This window comes from Sphingomonas degradans (assembly GCF_053502645.1).
Map to the genome: position 1 here is coordinate 3,616,567 of NZ_CP177172.1, position 17,923 is coordinate 3,634,489.

A 17,923-nucleotide genomic window follows, 5' to 3' on the forward strand; every position below is an offset into this window, starting at 1 on the left:
GCTTTCGCGGGGGCACATTAACGCTTCGGCGACGCCAGCACGATCAGCGACAGGCCGGGCGGCAGCGGCACGCGACCGAGCAGATGCCGCTCGATACCGAATATCTTCTCGAAGATCGTATTGAGCAGGCGCGGCGGCGGCGAATCGTCGCTGTCGTCCTTGCCGGTCAACTTGCCCGCGACACGCGCGGCGACGGCGGCGGGGAAGAGCAGCGAATTGAACCAGCCGAGCTTGCGATACTCCAGCCCTGCCTTGTCGAGCGCGGCCACCAGCGTCGCCTTGGAATAGCGGCGCTTGTGGTGGTTCACCGTGTCGTGCGCGCTCCACATCCATTGGTGCGCGGGCACGGTGATGAGGATCTTGCCGCCGGGCTTGAGCGCGGTCGCCATCGCCCGAAGCGCTGCGACGTCGTCCTCGACATGCTCGACCACGTCGAGCACCGCGACCAGATCGTAGCTGCCCGGCGCGACCCCGGTCAGTTCGGGCAGCGGCGACGATCCCACCGGCTTGCCCAGCCGTTCGCTGGCAAAGGCGCGGGCCGTCTCGTCGATCTCGATCGCGTCGACGTCGCCGAACTGCGCGAGCATCGGCAGGTTGTGCCCGGTGCCGCAGCCGATTTCGAGGATGCGGGCATCGGCGGGCAGGCCGCCCCAGCGCTCCAGATAGTGCGACAGGATGTCGCGGCGGGCGCGATACCACCAATGGGTGGTGTCGTGCGCAGCCATGCGGTCGTAAACTACGCGATCCATTATCCGAATACCCAGAGGCGGTTGAGAGCGAATGTAACCAGCGGCGTGACAAACAGGATGGGAATCAGCGGCCACCACCACGGCCCCGCCAGCATCGCATCATCGGTTAATATCCACACGAATAGCGTATTCATGCCGAAGCTGACCAGCGACACGACGAAGAACCGCCACGTCGTCTGCGACGCGCGCGCGCCGTGGCCGCGAAAGCTCCATTTGCCATGGATCAGCCAGCCGGATCCCATCGCGACCAGATAGCCACAAATATTGGCGACCTGTTCCGACGTTATCTTGTACGCGGCGAGCGGCGAATAGACAGCGGTGTAGAGCGCAGTGGTGATGCCCCCCGCGATGCCGAACCGTATCAATTGCCCCAGCAGGCCGCTGTCCCGCAGCGACTGGATCCGTCGATGAATTGCCGTCACTTCCGCTTGCCCTCGCGCAAGGCGCCGCCCTAATGCGAAAGGGGGGCGAGAGGAAAGCGATTTTGAAGCTGAGCGGCATGGCGGGCTTTCGCCTCGACAAGGAACTGGACCGGCGCTGGAGCGAGTGGCTGCTCGTATTCTGGGCGTGCACCGTCGCGTGGTTCCTGATCCAGCGGCAGGGCAACATCTATTGGCTGATGCTGGGCGATACCGACGACAACGTCCGGCTGATGCAGGTGCGGGCGCTGTTGGCCGGACAGGGTTGGTACGACCTGCGCCAATATCGCCTCGATCCGGCGATGGGCGGGTTCGACATCCACTGGTCGCGCTTCGTCGATTTGCCGATCGCGGGACTGATCCTGCTGCTCAAGCCGCTGCTGGGCACGGCGGCGGCAGAGAAATGGGCGTGCGGCATCGCGCCGCTGCTGCCGCTGGGCATCACCATGACCGGCCTGGCGCTCACCGTACGGCGGTTGATCGCGCCCTATAGCTGGCCGCTGGCGATGGTGTTGTTGCTCGGCTGCGCATCGACGCTGGCGATGTATATGCCGATGCGGATCGACCATCATGGCTGGCAGCTCGCCTGTCTGGCGATGACCGTGGCGGGGCTGGCCGATCCGGCGCGCGCGCGCGGCGGCGCAGTAGTGGGCATCGCCAGCGCATTGTCGCTGACGATCGGGCTGGAGATGCTGCCCTATTGCGCGATGGCAGGGGCGATCCTGGCGCTGCGCTGGGTCTGGGAAGCGGGCGATGCGCCGCGGCTGCGCGCCTATGGGCTGACGCTGGCGGGCGGTTCGGCGCTGGGTTTCGCGCTGTTCGCGTCCAATGCGAACCAGGTGCTGCGCTGCGACGCGCTCACGCCGGTGTGGCTGAGCGTGATGGTGGTTGCCGGCGCCTTGCTGTTCGCGCTGACGCTGGCGCCGCTACGAGCACGCTGGGTGCGGCTGGCGCTGGCGGGCGCGGCGGGGGCGGTAATCGTCGCTGGATTCGTGCTGCTGTTCCCGCAATGCCTGGGCCGGCCCGAACAGGTATCCGACGAGCTGGCCAATACCTGGCTCAACAATGTCCGCGAGGCGCGGCCGATCTTTCGCCAGACGTTCAAGACCGGCTTCACCATGGCGGTGCTGCCGATCATCGGCATCCTGGGCGCCGCCATCGCGACGTGGCGTGCGCGGGGTACCCCGGCGGCAGTGCCCTGGGCGGGCATCGCGCTGTTCGCGGCCTTTGCCGGGGCGATGCTGACCTGGCAGATCCGCGCGGCGCCGGCGGCGCAGATGCTGGCGGTGCCGGGTGCGGCGGCGCTGGTGTGGATCGTCGTGCCCTGGTTCCTGCGGCGCGGCCCGCTGTTCGCCCGCTGGATCGGCGAGGGGCCTGCGCGCATCCTGGGCGTGGCCGTGCGCGTGCTGGGATCGGTGGGCGCATTCCTGCTGCTGTCGGGGCTGTTTGCGGGGCTGGCCCTGCCCTATCTGCCGGGGCAGAAGGGCGCCCGCGCCAGCGGTACGCCGGACAAGGTGGCAAAGGCCAATGCGGCGTGCGCGCGCACTACGTCGCTGCGCCCGCTCAACGCCTTTGCCCCCGCGACGATGTTCACCCATGTCGATCTGGGGCCAAGGCTGATCGTCGTCACGCACCACAATGCGATCGCCGGCCCCTATCACCGCAACGGCGCGGCGATCCTGGACGTGCACCACGCCTTTACCGGCACTGCCGCTGCGTTCCGCCCGATCGCGGCGCGCCACCGGGCGACGTATCTGCTGATATGCCCGGACATGTCGGAATCGACGGTGTACCGCGCGCGCGCGCCGCAGGGATTTTTCGCGCAGCTCTATCGCGGACAGGTGCCGAACTGGCTGGAGCCGATGGCGCTGCCGGCGAATTCGCCCTTCCGGCTGTGGCGGATCCGCTACGACCTGCCCAACGACCCGAAGAACGACCGGGCGCTTACTGCCCCGAAGCCGCCCGCCCGACCATCAGCGAGGCCGTGATCCCGTCGATCACGAACTGAGTCGCCAGCGCGGCGAGCAGCACACCGAGCAGGCGGGACACCACCGCCTCGATCTTGGCGCCGACGACGCGCATGATTGGGCCGGCGGCGAGCAAAGCGGCAAGCGTCAGCGCCAGGATCGACGCCATCGCCGCGAGCACCACGGCGGTGCGCTCGATCCCGTTGTTCTGCGACATGAGCAGCATCGTGGACGCGATCGAACCCGGCCCGGCGATCATCGGCATCGCCATCGGGAAGATCGAGATGTCGGCGGGTTCGGCCGCCTTGACCTTCTCCGCACGCTCTTCACGCCGCTCGGTGCGCTTTTCGAACACCATTTCCAGCGCGATCAGGAACAGCATGATGCCGCCCGCGATCTTGAACGCGTGCAGGCTGATGCCCAGCGCGTGGAGCAGCGCTTCGCCGAACAGCGCGAAGCCGAACAGGATGATCGCGGCGACCACCACCGCGCGCATCGCCATCGCGCGGCGATGCGCCACGCTGGTCCCCGCCGTCAGCCCGGCGAAGATGGGGGCACAACCCGGCGGGTCGATCACCACGAAGAAGGTGACGAACGCCGAGATGAACAGCTCGATCATGCCGCGCCCCCCGCGCCGCGCATCAGACGGCAGCCTCGTCCAGCGCCACGCCCGCACGGCGATGCGCGGCGACCAGCGTGTTGCGCAGCAGGCAGGCGATGGTCATCGGCCCCACCCCGCCCGGCACCGGCGTGATCGCAGCGGCGACCGACGCCGCGCCATCGAAATCGACATCGCCGGTCAGCGCGCCATCGACGCGGTTGATTCCCACGTCGATCACCGTCGCGCCCGGCTTGATCCACTCGCCCTTAACGAAATTGGGGATGCCCACCGCCGCGACGACGATGTCGGCATGGGCCAGATAATGCGGCAGGTTGCGCGTGCGCGAATGCGCGACCGTGACGGTGCAGCTCTGCGCGGTCAGCAGCGCGGCCATCGGCTTGCCGACGATGTTCGAGCGGCCGATCACCACCGCGTCGAGGCCCGACAGGTCACCCAGCTGGTCCTGGAGCAGCATCAGGCACCCCAGCGGCGTGCACGGCACGAAGCCCGGCAACCCGGTGGCAAGCCGCCCGGCATTGACGGGATGGAAGCCGTCGACATCCTTGTCCGGATCGATCCGCAACAGCACCTGCTGTGCATCCAGATGCCGGGGCAAGGGCAGCTGGACGAGGATGCCGTCCACCGCCGGATCGGCATTGAGCTGGTCCACCAGCGCGATCAGATCGGCCTGGCCGACATCGGCGGGCAGGCGATGCTCGAAGCTCGCCATCCCCGCTTCGCGCGTGGCCTTGCCCTTGCTGCGGACATAGACGGCGGACGCCGCATCCTCGCCCACCAGCACCACGGCCAGCCCGGGGACGCGCCCCGTCGCCGCCTGGAATGCGGGAACCTGTTCCGCAATGCGGGCGCGAAGCCCCGCCGCGAATGCCTTACCGTCGATCAATTCTGCGCTCATGCCGCCGCCCCATAAAGGCTGGCGGCGATTCCCGCCAGCGCTGCCGTATCGCCTTCGATGCGCAGCCGCTTGAGGCGCGCGGTTTCGCCCGCGATCAGCGTGACCGCGCGGCGCGGCACGCCAAACGTCTTGGCGACCAGCGGGACCAGCGCGGCATTGGCGGCGCCCTCCACCGGCGGCGCGGCGAGGCGCGCGGCGAAATGATCGGGCGTGCCAGGCGCCAGCGCGTCGCGCGACGCGCGCGGCGTCACCCGGACCGCGATCTCGATCCCGCCGGCCGCTTCACGCCATGCCGGCACAGCGCCTCAATAGCTCGCGCTGACGAGCTGCCCGGCGATCGTGGGAAGCACGATGTTGTTGAGGATATACAGGATCAGCAGCACGATCAGCGGCGTCAGGTCGAGCGCCCCGAAATCGGGGAGCAAGCGCCGGATCGGGCGATAGACCGGCTCGGTCACCACGCGCAGCCCGTTCCACAGTGCCCGGACGAAATCATTGTACGTGTTGATGACGTTGAACGCGAGCAGCCACGACAGGATCGCCTGCACCACGATGACGTAGGTGAAGATCGTCAGCAGGAAGCTGACGATGGTGAGGAGCATGATGAGAAAGGCCAATTGTGTCTCCACGGGCTCTGATGGCGCTGGAATACAGGAAAGGGCGCCAGCGCGACAACCCTGCCCGGCCGATCAGGCGTGAACCAGCGTGCCTGCGCCCCGCCGGGTGAAAATTTCGAGCAGCATCGCATGGGGGACGCGCCCGTCGAGGATCACCGCGGCGTCCACTCCCGCCTCGACCGCCGACACGCAGGTCTCGACCTTGGGAATCATGCCCCCGGATATGGTGCCGTCCGCCTTGAGCGCGGCAATGCCCGCCGGATCGAGATCGGTCATCAGCTCGCCCGACTTGTCGAGCACGCCGGCCACGTCGGTCAGCAGGAAGAAGCGCTGCGCGCCGCACGCCCCGGCGATCGCGCCGGCCATGGTGTCGGCGTTGATGTTGTAGGTATGGCCATCGGCGCCCATCGCGATCGGGGCGACCACGGGGATGAACCCCTGTGCCGCGAGCGATTTGAGGATCGCGGCGTCGACCGCCACCGGCTCACCGACAAAACCCAGGTCGACATGGCGCTCGATCCCCTGGAGCTTGTCGGGCGCGCGGCCTTCGACCTTGCGCGCAGTGACCAGCCCGGCATCCTTGCCGGAAATACCCACCGCCTTGCCGCCCGCTTGGCCGATCCAGCCGACGATTTCCTTGTTGATCGAACCCGCCAGCACCATTTCGGCGATCCGCGCGGTTTCCGCATCGGTGACGCGCAGGCCGCCGACGAACTCGGATTCGACGCCCAGCCGCTTGAGCATCGCGCCGATCTGGGGGCCGCCGCCATGGACGACGATCGGGTTGATGCCGACCGCCTTGAGCAGCACGACATCCTCGGCGAAATCGCGCTGACGCTCCGGGTCGCCCATCGCGTGGCCGCCATATTTCACGACGAACGTGGCGCCGGCATAGCGCTGGAGATAGGGCAGCGCCTCGGTGAGAGTCTCGGCCTTGGCGAGCAGCGCCGGATCGGGTGCGTTGTCGGTCATGTCGCGCATCTAGGCGCGACGCGGCCGTATCGCAATGTCAGCGATACGGACGCCGCCCGTCCAGCGCGCGGCCGATCGCGACGAAGAGGTAGATGAGCGGCGGCACCAGCACCACCGACAGCACCACCTTGGTCAGCATCTGCCCCACCAGCAGCTCGCCGATCGGGAAGACGCCGTAGAAAGCGACGCTGATGAAGATCAGCGTGTCGGTGATCTGGCTAAGCACGCTGGCGATCGCCGCGCGCAGCCACAGCAGCCCGCCACCGCCCGCCTTCAGCGCGCTGAAGATCGTGACGTTCAGGATCTGCGAAATGCCATAGGCGATGATCCCGCCCAGCCAGATGCGCGGCGTGGCGCCCATCATCATCGAGAACGCCTCGATCCGGTGCGGCTCCATGCTGGGCGAGGCCGGCAGGCGCAGCACGAGCAGCGACAGCAGCACCGACGTGACCAGCGGGATGAAGCCGAACACCACCAGCCGCCGCGCCGTGCCCGGACCGTGCAGCTCGGCGACCGCGCTCGACACCGCGACGAGCAGCAGGAACGCGAAGATCCCCGCCTCGACCGCCAGCGGCCCCACGCCGACCAGCGTGCCGATCTGCGACACCGGACCCAGCGACACCTGTTTGTTGCCCAGCACGCCGGCGATGCAGACCATGCCGCCATAGAAGATCGAAAAGACGAAGAGCGAGCGCGTGATCGCGGGGCGGAAATTGTCCATCGCAGGATGCTAACGACATTGCGGGGGTTTTCGCTAGTCCCTTCGGACGCAGCGTGTATTGTCGGCGGCTGCGTTCGCAGTTCCGGGGTCTGGCAGTTGAATCATTTTCCGATCGGCATTTTCGGCGTTCTGGCGATCCTCGCCCTCGCCTTCGTGCTTTCCAGCAACAAGCGGGCGATCCGGCTGCGCGTGGTGGGCTCGGCCTTCGCGCTCCAGGCGGGAATCGCGATACTGGTGCTGCGCACGCAGTGGGGGCAGGCGGCGCTGCACGGCATGTCGAACGGGGTATCCGCGCTGCTCGGCTATGCGGCGGCGGGCACCAGCTTCCTGTTCGGACCGCTGGCCCGGCCCGAGCTGGGCGGACAGAGCTTCGCGATTGCCGCGCTGCCGGTCATCATCTTCTTCGCCGCGCTCGTCTCGATCCTGTACCATCTGGGGGTGATGCAGTTCGTGGTGCGCTGGATCGGCGGCGGCATCGAAAAGGTGGTGGGCACCAGCAAGGTCGAATCGCTGTGCGCCGCCGCGAACATCTTTGTCGGGCAGAGCGAATCGCCGCTGGTCATCCGCCCCTATCTGGCGCGGCTTACCCCGTCGCAGCTGTTCGCGGTGATGAGCGTCGGCATGGCGGGCGTCGCGGGGACGATCCTGGCGGCCTATGCCAGCCTGTTGGGGCCGGCATCGCTGCCCTATCTGCTCGCGGCATCGTTCATGGCGGCACCGGGCGGGCTGCTGATGGCCAAGATCATCATGCCCGACGACCTGACGCCCCCGGCGGGCGAGCTGGCGCTGGGCGACGATCCCGAGGAAGAGCTGATCAAGGTCGCCGAGCACGACCTGGAGGAAGAGCGCGCGGCCAACCTCATCATGGCGGCGGCGATGGGCGCATCGACCGGCGTCAAGATCGCCGTGGCGGTGGGCGCGATGGTGCTGGCGTTCGTCGCGCTGGTGGCACTTGCCAACGGGCTGCTGGGCGGCGCGGGCAATGCGCTGGTCTCGCTCTCGACCAGTTTCGGGCCGGGCGTGCATGGCTGGGCACAGACCTATCTGACCGACCTCAGCTTCCAGAAGATCATCGGCACGATCTTTGCCCCGATCATGTTCCTGCTCGGCATTTCGTGGCACGAGGCGACGGCGGCGGGCGGGCTGTTCGGCACCAAGCTGGTGCTCAACGAATTCGTCGCCTTTATCGACCTGGGCGGCATGACCGACATCGCGCCGCGCACGCGGGCGATCATCACCTTCGCGCTGTGCGGATTCGCCAATTTCAGTTCGATCGCGATCCAGATGGCGGCGACCGGCAGCCTGGCGCCCAACCAGCGCCCGATGATCGCCAAGCTGGGCGTGCGCGCGCTGATCGCGGGCAGCCTGGCCAACCTGATGAGCGCGGCGCTGGCGGGGCTGTTGCTGCCCTGAGCGCGCCGGACGCGCGATTTACCTTTCGTTAACCCCTTCCAATTAGTGAAGATTGGACGGGCGCCGGGTGCGCCTGTCCGCCGGATGGGTCAAAAGTCCCACGGGCGTTTCGGGTGGGAGCGGGTCGCGCTTGCCATCTGTGGGGAGTGGAGACGAACGAGCCTTACCCCCGCAGCGATGCATGCCTCCTCCTAGCAACTAGCCGGAGCGAGTATATGAGTGAGCGTACGCGGACCCGCCACGAACCCGAAGTTGCCGCAGCCCAGGCAGCCGCCGCCCCCGATATCGGCTGGCTGCGCGATTGCCTGGTCGCCGCGTTCCCGGTGCCGGGTGCCGATACGCCCTTGCCCTTTGCGCTGCGCAATGCCGAGGCGTTGCTGGCCGGGCTTCCCGCCGAGCCGCTGCCCGTCGCCGCGCCCACCGCGACCAACGCGCCAAAGGCGCGCCCGCGCCTCGCTGCGGTCGAAACCACCGATCGGCGCGCGGACGACCGCGACACGCTCAGGGTGTTCCGCTCGGCAATCCTGCGCTGGGACGCATTGGAAAGCCTGTGCCTGATCCGCAACCTCTCCCCCGGCGGGATGATGGCCAAGGTACCGGTGGCGCTGCCGCCCGGCAAGCCGGTGACGGTAGAGATGCGATCCGGCCATGTGATCGAGGGCGAAGTCGTCTGGTCGCAGGACAACCGGATCGGCGTGCATTTTGCGACGCGGATCGATGTGCCCGACGTGCTCAACGGCCCGCACTGCGTTGCCAGCCACTGGGTCCAGCGCATGCCGCGAGTCCATGTACCGTGCGGCGCGAGCGTGCTGATCGGCTATGACCGCTCTCCCGCCACGCTGCTGGACGTGTCGCAGGGCGGCGCCAAGGTCGAGGCCGAAGGGCTGCGGCCCGGCCAGCCCGTGACGCTGATGGTGGGCGGCATGGACGCGCGCCCCGGTTGCGTCGTCTGGGCGCGGCGCGGCCGGGCGGGCATCGCCTTCCACGCATCGATCCCGTTCGACACGCTGGCGCATTGGGCAGTGGAGCGCCAGACCGCGCCGATCGCCCCGCACCAGCGCGTTCCCGCGCTGGCCTAGCGCGTGGGCACCGGCTCCGCGCCCGTATAGTCATAGAAGCCGCGCCTGGTCTTGCGGCCATACCAGCCGGCTTCGACATATTTGACCAGCAGCGGCGCGGGGCGGAATTTGGGGTCGCCGGTGCCTTCGAACAGGACGCGGGTGATTTCCAGGCAGGTGTCTAGGCCGATGAAGTCCGCGAGCGTGAACGGCCCCATCGGGTGGTTGAGCCCCAGCTGGCACGCCGCGTCGATATCGGGAATCGTCGCCACCCCCTCGCCCAGCGCGAAGCACGCTTCGTTGAGCATCGGCATCAGCACGCGATTGACGATGAAGCCCGGCGCGTCATTGGCGTGGACGATGCGCTTGCCCAGCGACTGGCCGAACGCCTCGACCGCGGCGACAGTCGCGTCTGAGGTGGCAAGGCCGCGGATCAGCTCGATCAGGCCCATCACCGGCACCGGATTGAAGAAATGCACGCCCATGAAGCGCGCCGGATCGGGCGACGCCTGCGCCAGCCGAGTGATCGGAATCGACGAGGTGTTGCTCGCCAGGATCGCGTCGGCGCCGAGCACCTTGCCGACCGCCTCGAAGATCTGGCGCTTGATCGCCTCGCGCTCGGTCGCAGCCTCGATCACGAGTTCGCACGGGGCCATGGCAGAGACATCGGCCACCGGCTCGATCCGCGCCAGCGCGGCCTCGGCGTCGGCGGCGCTGATCTTCTCCTTGTCCACCGCGCGGGCAAGCTGCTTGGCGATGCCCGCCTTGCCGGTGTCGGCCCGGGTCTGATCGACGTCGGAGAGCAGCACGCGATAGCCCGCCTGGGCCGAGACCTGCGCAATCCCTGCGCCCATCTGTCCCGCACCGATCACGCCTACCGTCTTCATCGCCTGCTCCTGCCGTTGTTGCCTGCTCCGTTACCGCCTGACGGCGCCCACGGCTAGGGCGCGCGGCGCAGCGGCTGGGCTTCGCAGAGGATCAGCGCGAACCAGTCCTTCGGATCGGTCCATTCGGCAACCGGGGTCCAGCCGCCCGCACGCAGCAGCTGGCGGGCGCCATTGGGGCCGTATTTGTGGCTGTTCTCGGTGTGGATCGTCTCGCCCGCCGCCATTGCGAAGGGCCGCCCCTCGACCGTGAAGTTCACGTCGCGCTGCGCCTCCAGATGCATTTCGATCCGCGCCGCACCTTCGTTCCACAGGGCGCGGTGGCGAAAGGCATCGACGGGGATCGTCCCCGCCAGCTCGCGATTGATCCGGTCGAGCAGGTTCAGGTTGAACGCCGCCGTCACGCCATGCGCGTCGTCATAGGCGGGAACCAGGATGTCGGGCGATTTCACGCGGTCCATCCCGATCAGCAGCCGCGCCCCCTCGCCCAGCCATTCGCGCATCGCCCGCAGCAGGTCGACCGCGTGCCACGCATTCATGTTGCCGATGGTCGATCCGGGGAAGAAGCCCAGCTTCGGCAGGCCAGCCACCTGTTCGGGCAGTGGCACCGGGCGCAGGAAATCGGCCTCGACCGGATAGACCGGCAGTCCCGGAAAGGCTTGGGACAGGTCCGCCGCCGACTGGCGCAGGAAATCGCCCGAAATGTCGATCGGCACATAGGCACCGGGGTTGATCGCGCGCAGCACCAGCGGCGTCTTGGTCGACGATCCCGATCCGAATTCGACCACGGCCGCGCCCTGCGCCGAGAGCCCGGCGAGATCGGGGCCGACCTGTTCGAGCAGCGCGGTTTCGGTGCGGGTGGGGTAGTATTCGGGCAGGTCGGTGATCGCCTCGAACAGCTCCGACCCGCGCCGGTCATAGAACCAGCGCGCGGGGATGGCGCGCGGCCGCATCGACAGCCCGGTCAGCACGTCGTGGCGGAAATTGGGATCGGCTAGACTGGACTGGCCGTCCTCGGCTTCCTGCTTGAGCATATCAGAGGTCCTTTGCCAGCCGGACGCCGGTGAATTGCCAGCGCTGATGGGGATAGAAGAAATTGCGATAGGCGGCGCGGACATGGCCGCGCGGCGTGGCGCAGCTGCCGCCGCGCAGCACGAACTGGCCACTCATGAACTTGCCGTTATACTCGCCGACCGCACCCTCGGCGGTGCGAAAGCCGGGATAAGGGCGGTACGCGCTCCCGGTCCATTCCCAGACATCGCCGAAGAACGCGGGTCCGCCCGGCGACGGGCGCGGCTCGACCGGGCCGGCAGTGTCGAGCTGGTTGCCGCCGCTCGAATCATACGCCGCAGCGGCGGCTTCCCACTCGAATTCGGTCGGAAGCCGCGCGCCCGCCCAGCTGGCATAGGCGTCCGCTTCGTACAGGCTGACATGCGTGACGGGTGCTGCGGGATCGACCGGGCGGCGGCCGTCGAGCCCGAAACGGGTCCAGCCCGCACCCTCGCGCCGCCAATACAGCGGCGCCACGATCGCGTTGGCCTGAACCCAGGCCCAGCCATCGGACAGCCAATGGCGCGGATCGGCATAGCCGCCATCGGCGATGAACGCCGCCCATTCGCCGTTGGTGACGGTGCGGTCGGCCAGCGCATGGGGGTGGAGCAGCGCGCGGTGGCGCGGGCCTTCGCAGTCGAACGCAAAGGGCGCGCGGCTCGAAAATGTTGAGGAAGTTGAGGGTTGGTTGAGGCCGATGTCGACCAGGCCCGCCTGCCCTTCGATCCAGCCGATCGGGCCGGGCATCGCCACGGGCACCTTGGGCGCGCCGGGCCAGACGGCGGGCTCCAGCGGATTGACCGAGAAATGATGGAGGATGTCGGTCAGCAGCAGTTCCTGATGCTGCTCCTCATGGTTGCACCCCAGCGCGACCCCCGCCGTCGCCGCCGGGGGCAGATCGGGAAGCGCAGCCAGCAACGCCGTGTCCACCGCCGCGCGCCAATCGCGGATTTCGTCGAGCGACGGGCGCGACAACATGCCGCGCGCGGGCCGGGCATGGCGCGCGCCCTCTGCCTCGTAATAGCTATTGAACAGGAACGGGAAGCGCTCGTCGTGAAGCCGATAGCCGGGCACATGATCGCGCAGGACAAAGGTTTCGAAGAACCAGGTCGTATGCGCCAGATGCCATTTGGCGGGCGAGGCATCGTCCATCGACTGGATCGTCGCATCGGCATCGGAAAGCGTCGCGACCAGCGCGGTGCTGAGCCCGCGCACCCGGGAGAACTGCGCCGCAAGCGGACAGGAAGCCGGTTCTGAATCGCTTTCTGTTCGCATTATGTTCTCCTAACTTGACGGCAGCACGCGCGTCAAGCCATGTTCAACGCATCTATCGCGAGGCTCCCGGAACCCACAGAACGTCCCCGCCCGCATTTAGGTTCACGGCACGCGACGCAACGAACAACAGATCCGACAAGCGATTTAGATAGGTGATCGCGTTCGGACTTAAAGCCACGACTTGCGCGGCGGCGACGGCAGTGCGCTCGGCGCGGCGCACGATCGCGCGGGCAAGGTGGAGCGCGGCGGCAGCGGGATCGCCGGCGGGCAGCACGAAGCTGGTCAGCGGATCCAGCGCGGCGTTGAGGTGATCGATGCGCTCTTCGAGCCAGTCGACCTGCGAGGGCACGATGCGCAAGCCCCCGGCCACTTCCAGCGGCGTGGCGAAATCGGCGCCCAGATCGAACAGGTCGTTCTGGATGCGCGCCAGCATGTCGGACAGCGCGCCGGGGCCGAGCGCCGCGCGCGCCACGCCGATCGCGCTGTTCGCCTCATCGACATCGCCCATCGCGCCCAGCCGGGGATCACCCTTCGACACGCGCGAGCCATCGACCAGCCCGGTGGTGCCATCGTCGCCGGTGCGGGTGTAGATCTTGTTCAGCTTTACCATGGCAGCGCCTTACGCGCTGTGGCGGCGGGGCGAAAGCGGGGTTTGGGTGGGAACGGGTCTTGGGTCGCACCCAAGGGCCCTTTTCAAACCGTCATGCTCAACTTGTTTCAGCATCCAACCCTCCACGGGCGGGGACGCAGCCTGTTGCCCGATGGATGCTAAGTTCAGCATGACGAAAAAAAGAAGGAAAGCCTCCCGAAAGAAGGGAAAGGTCCCCGGCAAGTCGACCCTCCGCCCGCAATCACCCCTTGGACGAAGCGATCATCAGGATCAGGGCGATGATCGCGATCGCCACGCCCTGGAGCAGCACGCGCTGCTGCATCAGCTTGTTCGACTTGAGGGCGCGTTCGCTGGGGCCTTCGCCTTCCAGGTCGGTGGTGGTGGTCCCGGCCATGTTCACCAGCCCGCGAATGAGGACGAAAATCACAGCGGCGACGGCGGCGACGAGCAGGATGGCGAGGAACAACATGGGTGACTCCTTTGCACCATTCTACGCCGGTGCGGCGACGATTCCAACCGGCAGCCGGCCGGACCGCAACTGATCGGCCAGCGCGCGCCCGTCCTGCCCCGCCAGCCGCATCGCCTCCAGGCTGGGCGCGCCGTGGCGCTTGGCAAGGCGGGTGCCATCGGGGCCGAGCAGCAGCGGGTGGTGGCGGTATTCGGGGACGGGCAGGTCGAGCAGCGCCTGGAGCAGGCGGTGGACATGCGTGGCGGCAAACAGGTCCACCCCGCGCACGACATGGGTGATCCCCTGCGCCGCGTCGTCCACCGTCACGGCAAGGTGGTAGCTGGCGGGCGCGTCCTTGCGCGCGAGGACGACGTCGCCATGCGACGCAGGGTCGGCGACGACGGTGCCGGCCAGGGCATCGTGCCACGTCAGTTCCTCCCCGGGACGGGGAGGGGGGCCAGCCGCAGGCTGGTGGAGGGGGAGCGCCACAAGCAGAGTGCCTTGCCGCAGCCCCCCTCCACCACCGCCTTCGGCGGCGGTCCCCCTCCCCGTGCCGGGGAGGATTGCGAGCGCCCGCGTCATGTCCAGCCGCCAGCTGTGCGGGCGGGAAAGATCGGGCGCCGCCAGCCCCCGGCAGGTGCCGGGATACAGCGCGCCGTCCGGCCCGTGCGGCGCGCTGAGGCTCGCGGCGATGTCGGCGCGGGTGCAGAAACAGGGATAGAGCAGCCCCAGCCCGCGCAGCCGGTCGAGCGCCTGCGCGTACAGCGCCAGCCGCTGCGACTGGAACGTAACCGGCCCGTCCCATTCCAGCCCCAGCCATTCCAGGTCGCGCAGGATCGCGTCGACATGCTCGGGGCGGCTGCGGGTGCCGTCGATATCCTCGATCCGCAGGCTGAAGCGCCCGCCGGCGGCGCGGGCGAAATCGTGCGCCTGGACCGCCGACCAGGCATGGCCCAGATGCAGGCGCCCGGTGGGGCTGGGCGCGAAGCGGGTGTGGATAATCATCGAACCGGCCCTTGACCGCGAGTCGCGGCATATGCTGTCATGCTGGCGTCACGCTTTCCCGGCAGGGAGGCTGGCGAACAACCAGGGCGAGGGAGCGTATGTATCATCCCGATGTGATCCGCCATCCAGATAGCTGCCCCGCGCTGGTGCTGAACGCGGATTATACGCCGCTGAGCTATTATCCGCTGAGCGTATGGCCCTGGCAAACGGCGATAAAGGCGCTGTTCCTCGACCGGGTCGATGTCGTTTCCTATTACGAACGCGAAGTCCGAAGTCCCAGCGCGAGGCTGAGGCTACCTTCGGTCATCGCGCTCAAACAATATGTCAAACCGTCCAATTTCCCCGCCTTCACGCGCTTCAATCTGTTCCTTCGCGACAAGTTCACCTGCCAATATTGCGGGTCCCCGCGCGATCTGACCTTCGACCATGTCATTCCCCGCGCCCAGGGCGGGCGCACCACCTGGGAAAATGTCGCCACTGCCTGTGCCCCCTGCAACCTGAAAAAGGGCGGGCGGACGCCGAAACAGGCCGCGATGCCGCTCCATATCGAACCGATCCGCCCCACCAGCTGGCAGCTCCAGGAACATGGCCGCCGCTTTCCCCCGCACCACCTCCACGAAACCTGGCACGACTGGCTCTATTGGGACGTCGAGCTGGAGGCCTGAATCGCCGGGCCGTTGCGCGCCCGACCGTATTATCGTAACAACACACCATGGAGTTGCGCTTTTCCCCGTGCGCCACTGCGTCTAGGAGGCGCTGATGGCGCGCGAACCCGGCAATATGGATGCCCGCTTTCCGCTACGGCGGCAGGCAGAGCCCGAGGCGGGGGAGACGCCCGCGCGCCCGCGCGACATCGGGGCATGGCGCACAACGCCGCCGCCGCTGGCCCGCGGCGACGCGATGCCGCCGCCTGCGCCGATAGAGCCCTCCACCCCACCGCGCGCGCGCTTCTGGCGCCGCGCAGCTGCATCTCCGCCGCCGCCACCACCACCGCCCCCGGGCGATCGCCCGGATGCGGGCGCCGAGCCCTATGCCAGCAACGTGCCCGCGTTGCGCCGGCGCAACTATTGGCAATGGATTTCGCGCGGCATCGCGGCGCTGATCCTGTTGTTCGTAATTGCGGTCGCGTGGCTGGCGATCACCGCGCCGCTGTCCAAGTCGCTCCAGCCGCCCGCCCCGCCATCGATCACGCTGTTGTCGGCCGAAGGCGATCCGATCGCGCGGCGCGGCGCCGTGATCGCGACGCCGGTGGACGCGACCAAGCTGCCCAAGCATGTCCGCGACGCATTCGTCGCGATCGAGGACCGGCGCTTCTACGGCCATTGGGGCGTGGACCCGCGCGGCATCCTGCGCGCCGCGTTCCACAACGCGACGTCGAGCGGCGGATCGCAGGGCGGCAGCACGATCACCCAGCAGCTCGCGAAGAACGCCTTCCTGACGCAGCAGCGCACCGCGACGCGCAAGTTCCAGGAAGTGCTGATCGCCTTCTGGCTGGAGGCATGGCTGTCGAAGGAGGAAATCCTCTCGCGCTACCTGTCCAACGTCTATTTCGGCGACAATGTGTACGGGCTGCGCGCGGCGGCGCAGCATTATTTCAGCCGCGCGCCCGAGGATCTGACGATCAGCCAGGCGACGCTGCTCGCGGGGCTGGTGCAGGCGCCGAGCCGGCTGGCGCCCACCGGCAATCTGAAGGGCGCGCGCGATCGGCAGAAGCTGGTGATCGCGTCGATGGCGGACGCGGGGCTGATTACCGAGGCGGAGGCGGCGCGCATCCGCCCCGCCGTGCTGAAGGTGAGCAGTAGCGAGGAATTGCCCAACGGCACCTATTTCGCCGATTGGGTGCTGCCCCAGGCACGCGACCGCGCCGGCGGCGTCGCGACCGAACAGACGGTGCGGACCACGCTGGAAACACCGATCCAGCAGGCCGCCGAGCGCGCGGTAAAGGCCGCCGGGCTGCGCGGCAGCCAGATCGCGCTGGTCGCGATGCGGCCCGACGGGCGCGTCGTCGCGATGGTGGGCGGGCGCAAATACCGCGAAAGCCCGTTCAATCGCGCCACCCAGGCGCGGCGCCAGCCGGGATCGGCGTTCAAGCTGTTCGTGTACCTCGCGGCGCTGCGCAGCGGGATGACGCCCGACACGATGGTCGACGACGAGCCCGTGACGATCGGCGAATGGTCCCCCACCAACAGCGATGGGCGCTATGCCGGGCGGATCACGCTGCGCCAGGCATTCGCCAAATCGAGCAACGTCGTCGCGGCGCGGCTGACCGCCAAGATCGGCGTGGGCAACGTGATCCGCGCCGCGCGCGATCTGGGCATCTCCACCCCGATCGCCAACGAAGCGTCGATCGCGCTGGGCACGTCGGGGGTATCGCTGCTCGAACTGACCGCCGCCTATGCGGCGATCGCCAATGGCAGCTATCCGGTGCGCCCAGTGGGGCTGAGCAACGACGATTCGGCCGATGACTGGCTGGCGCGACGGCTGGGCGCGGCGACGCGCTTTCCGGGCGGCGAGCTGGACGACCTGCGATCGATGCTGGGCAGCGTGGTGCAATCGGGCACCGGACGCGGCGCGGCGCTGCCCATCCCCACGTTCGGCAAGACCGGCACGACGCAGGACAGCCGCGATGCGCTGTTCGTCGGCTATGCGGGCGATCTGGTGGTGGGCGTGTGGATCGGCAACGACGACAATTCGCCCATCGCCGGGCTGGCGGGCGGCGGGCTGCCCGCACGCGTATGGCGCGACTTCATGGTCCGCGCGCTCAACCTGACCCTGCCCCCGCCCGAGCCGGTGGAAGAGGTCGAGAACGTGAGCGAAGACGCGGTGACGCTGGACGACGTGCTCAACGGCATCGACGGTGCGCTGCGCGGATCGCCGGTGGAAACCGAAGTGCTGGGCCCGCAGGACGACCCCGATGGCGGCTATGGCGACCGCCGCGACGCCCCGCGCAGCAGGGACGACCGCGACCGCACGCGCGAGCCCGGTGGGCGCGGGCAAGGCGGGGGGTTGTTCGAGTAGGCTTGCCGAATCCTCCCCCGCCAAGGCAGGGCTATCGCAGTTGAACTGAAGTCCCCCTCACCCTTCCGCCGCTTCGCGGCTCCCTCCCTCTCCCACAAGGGGAGAGGGAGCATAGCGCCTTCTCTCCCTCTCCCCTTGTGGGAGAGGGAAGGGGCCCGCCGCCGAAGGCGGTGGGAAGGGTGAGGGGGACTACGGCCCAT

General features: G+C 68.2%; 19 protein-coding genes. 5 read left to right on the top strand and 14 right to left on the bottom strand.

The genetic code is table 11. The features are described from left to right. Positions 1 to 17: 17 nt before the first annotated feature. Together ACG3SL_RS16550 and ACG3SL_RS16555 are read right to left on the bottom strand one after the other, a co-directional pair. On the bottom strand, positions 18 to 749 hold the full coding sequence (locus tag ACG3SL_RS16550) for a class I SAM-dependent methyltransferase (protein WP_448662266.1): 732 nt from the start codon (positions 747 to 749) through the stop codon (positions 18 to 20). Beyond that, positions 749 to 1,171 carry a GtrA family protein gene (locus ACG3SL_RS16555; RefSeq protein WP_448662267.1) on the bottom strand — a complete coding sequence of 141 codons (423 nt, stop codon included), beginning with the start codon at positions 1,169 to 1,171 and terminating at the stop codon, positions 749 to 751. Before ACG3SL_RS16555 ends, ACG3SL_RS16550 begins: the two co-directional genes overlap by 1 nt. A gap of 77 nt (positions 1,172 to 1,248) precedes the next feature. Between ACG3SL_RS16555 and ACG3SL_RS16560 the strand changes: the two genes are divergently transcribed. Next, the gene (locus ACG3SL_RS16560) at positions 1,249 to 3,156 is read left to right on the top strand and encodes an AcrB/AcrD/AcrF family protein (RefSeq protein ID WP_448665153.1); all 1,908 of its coding nucleotides are present in this window, start codon (positions 1,249 to 1,251) and stop codon (positions 3,154 to 3,156) included. Here the strand turns inward: ACG3SL_RS16560 and ACG3SL_RS16565 are convergent. From ACG3SL_RS16565 to ACG3SL_RS16590, 6 genes are all read right to left on the bottom strand, one after another. Then, complete coding sequence (locus ACG3SL_RS16565) at positions 3,113 to 3,754, bottom strand: MarC family protein (protein WP_448662268.1); 642 nt, start codon at positions 3,752 to 3,754, stop codon at positions 3,113 to 3,115. The two genes, ACG3SL_RS16560 and ACG3SL_RS16565, sit on opposite strands and share 44 nt — an antisense overlap. Before the next feature lie 22 nt (positions 3,755 to 3,776). Continuing rightward, entirely contained in the window at positions 3,777 to 4,652 is an 876-nt protein-coding gene (gene folD / locus ACG3SL_RS16570; protein WP_448662269.1) for a bifunctional methylenetetrahydrofolate dehydrogenase/methenyltetrahydrofolate cyclohydrolase FolD, read from the bottom strand. After that, the gene (locus ACG3SL_RS16575; RefSeq protein WP_448662270.1) at positions 4,649 to 4,951 is read right to left on the bottom strand and encodes a DUF167 domain-containing protein; all 303 of its coding nucleotides are present in this window, start codon (positions 4,949 to 4,951) and stop codon (positions 4,649 to 4,651) included. Before ACG3SL_RS16575 ends, folD begins: the two co-directional genes overlap by 4 nt. 6 nt (positions 4,952 to 4,957) lie before the next feature. Next, positions 4,958 to 5,254, bottom strand: coding sequence for a YggT family protein (locus ACG3SL_RS16580; protein ID WP_448665154.1), 297 nt, complete (start codon positions 5,252 to 5,254; stop codon positions 4,958 to 4,960). A gap of 87 nt (positions 5,255 to 5,341) precedes the next feature. Beyond that, complete coding sequence (argB, locus tag ACG3SL_RS16585) at positions 5,342 to 6,241, bottom strand: acetylglutamate kinase (protein WP_448662271.1); 900 nt, start codon at positions 6,239 to 6,241, stop codon at positions 5,342 to 5,344. A 37-nt stretch (positions 6,242 to 6,278) separates the two neighbouring features. Beyond that, complete coding sequence (locus ACG3SL_RS16590; protein ID WP_448662272.1) at positions 6,279 to 6,962, bottom strand: queuosine precursor transporter; 684 nt, start codon at positions 6,960 to 6,962, stop codon at positions 6,279 to 6,281. Between the two features lie 96 nt (positions 6,963 to 7,058). Here ACG3SL_RS16590 and ACG3SL_RS16595 point away from each other — a divergent pair, with 96 nt between their 5' ends. Together ACG3SL_RS16595 and ACG3SL_RS16600 are read left to right on the top strand one after the other, a co-directional pair. Then, positions 7,059 to 8,375: a NupC/NupG family nucleoside CNT transporter gene (locus ACG3SL_RS16595; protein WP_448662273.1), complete on the top strand. Its 1,317-nt coding sequence runs from the start codon at positions 7,059 to 7,061 to the stop codon at positions 8,373 to 8,375. Between the two features lie 215 nt (positions 8,376 to 8,590). Further along, a complete protein-coding gene (locus ACG3SL_RS16600; protein ID WP_448662274.1) occupies positions 8,591 to 9,454 on the top strand; it encodes a PilZ domain-containing protein in 864 nt (287 codons plus the stop codon). Here ACG3SL_RS16600 and ACG3SL_RS16605 read toward each other — a convergent pair. The 6 genes from ACG3SL_RS16605 to ACG3SL_RS16630 all read right to left on the bottom strand — a co-directional run bounded on the left by ACG3SL_RS16605 (position 9,451) and on the right by ACG3SL_RS16630 (position 14,705). Continuing rightward, positions 9,451 to 10,320 (bottom strand): 3-hydroxyacyl-CoA dehydrogenase NAD-binding domain-containing protein, encoded by an 870-nt coding sequence (locus ACG3SL_RS16605; protein ID WP_448662275.1) that lies wholly within the window; start codon positions 10,318 to 10,320, stop codon positions 9,451 to 9,453. The two genes, ACG3SL_RS16600 and ACG3SL_RS16605, sit on opposite strands and share 4 nt — an antisense overlap. Positions 10,321 to 10,373: 53 nt before the next feature. Then, on the bottom strand, positions 10,374 to 11,351 hold the full coding sequence (gene egtD / locus ACG3SL_RS16610; RefSeq protein WP_448662276.1) for an L-histidine N(alpha)-methyltransferase: 978 nt from the start codon (positions 11,349 to 11,351) through the stop codon (positions 10,374 to 10,376). A 1-nt stretch (position 11,352) separates the two neighbouring features. After that, positions 11,353 to 12,642, bottom strand: a complete 1,290-nt coding sequence (egtB, locus tag ACG3SL_RS16615; RefSeq protein ID WP_448662277.1) for an ergothioneine biosynthesis protein EgtB — start codon at positions 12,640 to 12,642, stop codon at positions 11,353 to 11,355. 52 nt (positions 12,643 to 12,694) lie between these two features. Continuing rightward, complete coding sequence (locus ACG3SL_RS16620) at positions 12,695 to 13,252, bottom strand: cob(I)yrinic acid a,c-diamide adenosyltransferase (RefSeq protein WP_448662278.1); 558 nt, start codon at positions 13,250 to 13,252, stop codon at positions 12,695 to 12,697. Between the two features lie 241 nt (positions 13,253 to 13,493). Beyond that, entirely contained in the window at positions 13,494 to 13,721 is a 228-nt protein-coding gene (locus tag ACG3SL_RS16625; RefSeq protein WP_448662279.1) for a twin transmembrane helix small protein, read from the bottom strand. A gap of 21 nt (positions 13,722 to 13,742) precedes the next feature. Further along, positions 13,743 to 14,705: a glutamyl-Q tRNA(Asp) synthetase gene (locus tag ACG3SL_RS16630; protein ID WP_448662280.1), complete on the bottom strand. Its 963-nt coding sequence runs from the start codon at positions 14,703 to 14,705 to the stop codon at positions 13,743 to 13,745. Positions 14,706 to 14,803: 98 nt separating this feature from the next. On the opposite strand from ACG3SL_RS16630, the gene ACG3SL_RS16635 reads away from it, so the two are divergent. After that, a complete protein-coding gene (locus ACG3SL_RS16635) occupies positions 14,804 to 15,370 on the top strand; it encodes an HNH endonuclease (protein WP_448662281.1) in 567 nt (188 codons plus the stop codon). 235 nt (positions 15,371 to 15,605) lie between these two features. Next, positions 15,606 to 17,723, top strand: coding sequence for a transglycosylase domain-containing protein (locus tag ACG3SL_RS16640; protein WP_448665155.1), 2,118 nt, complete (start codon positions 15,606 to 15,608; stop codon positions 17,721 to 17,723). Positions 17,724 to 17,923: the final 200 nt, after the last annotated feature.

What these genes read in the sequence shown, in the direction of transcription:
- ACG3SL_RS16550 (WP_448662266.1), bottom strand. Translation starts at nt 749, where the DNA reads ATGGATCGCGTAGTTTACGACCGCATGGCTGCGCACGACACCACCCAT.
- ACG3SL_RS16560 (WP_448665153.1), top strand. Translation starts at nt 1,249, where the DNA reads ATGGCGGGCTTTCGCCTCGACAAGGAACTGGACCGGCGCTGGAGCGAG.
- ACG3SL_RS16565 (WP_448662268.1), bottom strand. Translation starts at nt 3,754, where the DNA reads ATGATCGAGCTGTTCATCTCGGCGTTCGTCACCTTCTTCGTGGTGATC.
- folD (WP_448662269.1), bottom strand. Translation starts at nt 4,652, where the DNA reads ATGAGCGCAGAATTGATCGACGGTAAGGCATTCGCGGCGGGGCTTCGC.
- ACG3SL_RS16580 (WP_448665154.1), bottom strand. Translation starts at nt 5,254, where the DNA reads ATGCTCCTCACCATCGTCAGCTTCCTGCTGACGATCTTCACCTACGTC.
- argB (WP_448662271.1), bottom strand. Translation starts at nt 6,241, where the DNA reads ATGACCGACAACGCACCCGATCCGGCGCTGCTCGCCAAGGCCGAGACT.
- ACG3SL_RS16590 (WP_448662272.1), bottom strand. Translation starts at nt 6,962, where the DNA reads ATGGACAATTTCCGCCCCGCGATCACGCGCTCGCTCTTCGTCTTTTCG.
- ACG3SL_RS16600 (WP_448662274.1), top strand. Translation starts at nt 8,591, where the DNA reads ATGAGTGAGCGTACGCGGACCCGCCACGAACCCGAAGTTGCCGCAGCC.
- ACG3SL_RS16605 (WP_448662275.1), bottom strand. Translation starts at nt 10,320, where the DNA reads ATGAAGACGGTAGGCGTGATCGGTGCGGGACAGATGGGCGCAGGGATT.
- egtD (WP_448662276.1), bottom strand. Translation starts at nt 11,351, where the DNA reads ATGCTCAAGCAGGAAGCCGAGGACGGCCAGTCCAGTCTAGCCGATCCC.
- egtB (WP_448662277.1), bottom strand. Translation starts at nt 12,642, where the DNA reads ATGCGAACAGAAAGCGATTCAGAACCGGCTTCCTGTCCGCTTGCGGCG.
- ACG3SL_RS16620 (WP_448662278.1), bottom strand. Translation starts at nt 13,252, where the DNA reads ATGGTAAAGCTGAACAAGATCTACACCCGCACCGGCGACGATGGCACC.
- ACG3SL_RS16625 (WP_448662279.1), bottom strand. Translation starts at nt 13,721, where the DNA reads ATGTTGTTCCTCGCCATCCTGCTCGTCGCCGCCGTCGCCGCTGTGATT.
- ACG3SL_RS16630 (WP_448662280.1), bottom strand. Translation starts at nt 14,705, where the DNA reads ATGATTATCCACACCCGCTTCGCGCCCAGCCCCACCGGGCGCCTGCAT.
- ACG3SL_RS16635 (WP_448662281.1), top strand. Translation starts at nt 14,804, where the DNA reads ATGTATCATCCCGATGTGATCCGCCATCCAGATAGCTGCCCCGCGCTG.
- ACG3SL_RS16640 (WP_448665155.1), top strand. Translation starts at nt 15,606, where the DNA reads ATGCCGCCGCCTGCGCCGATAGAGCCCTCCACCCCACCGCGCGCGCGC.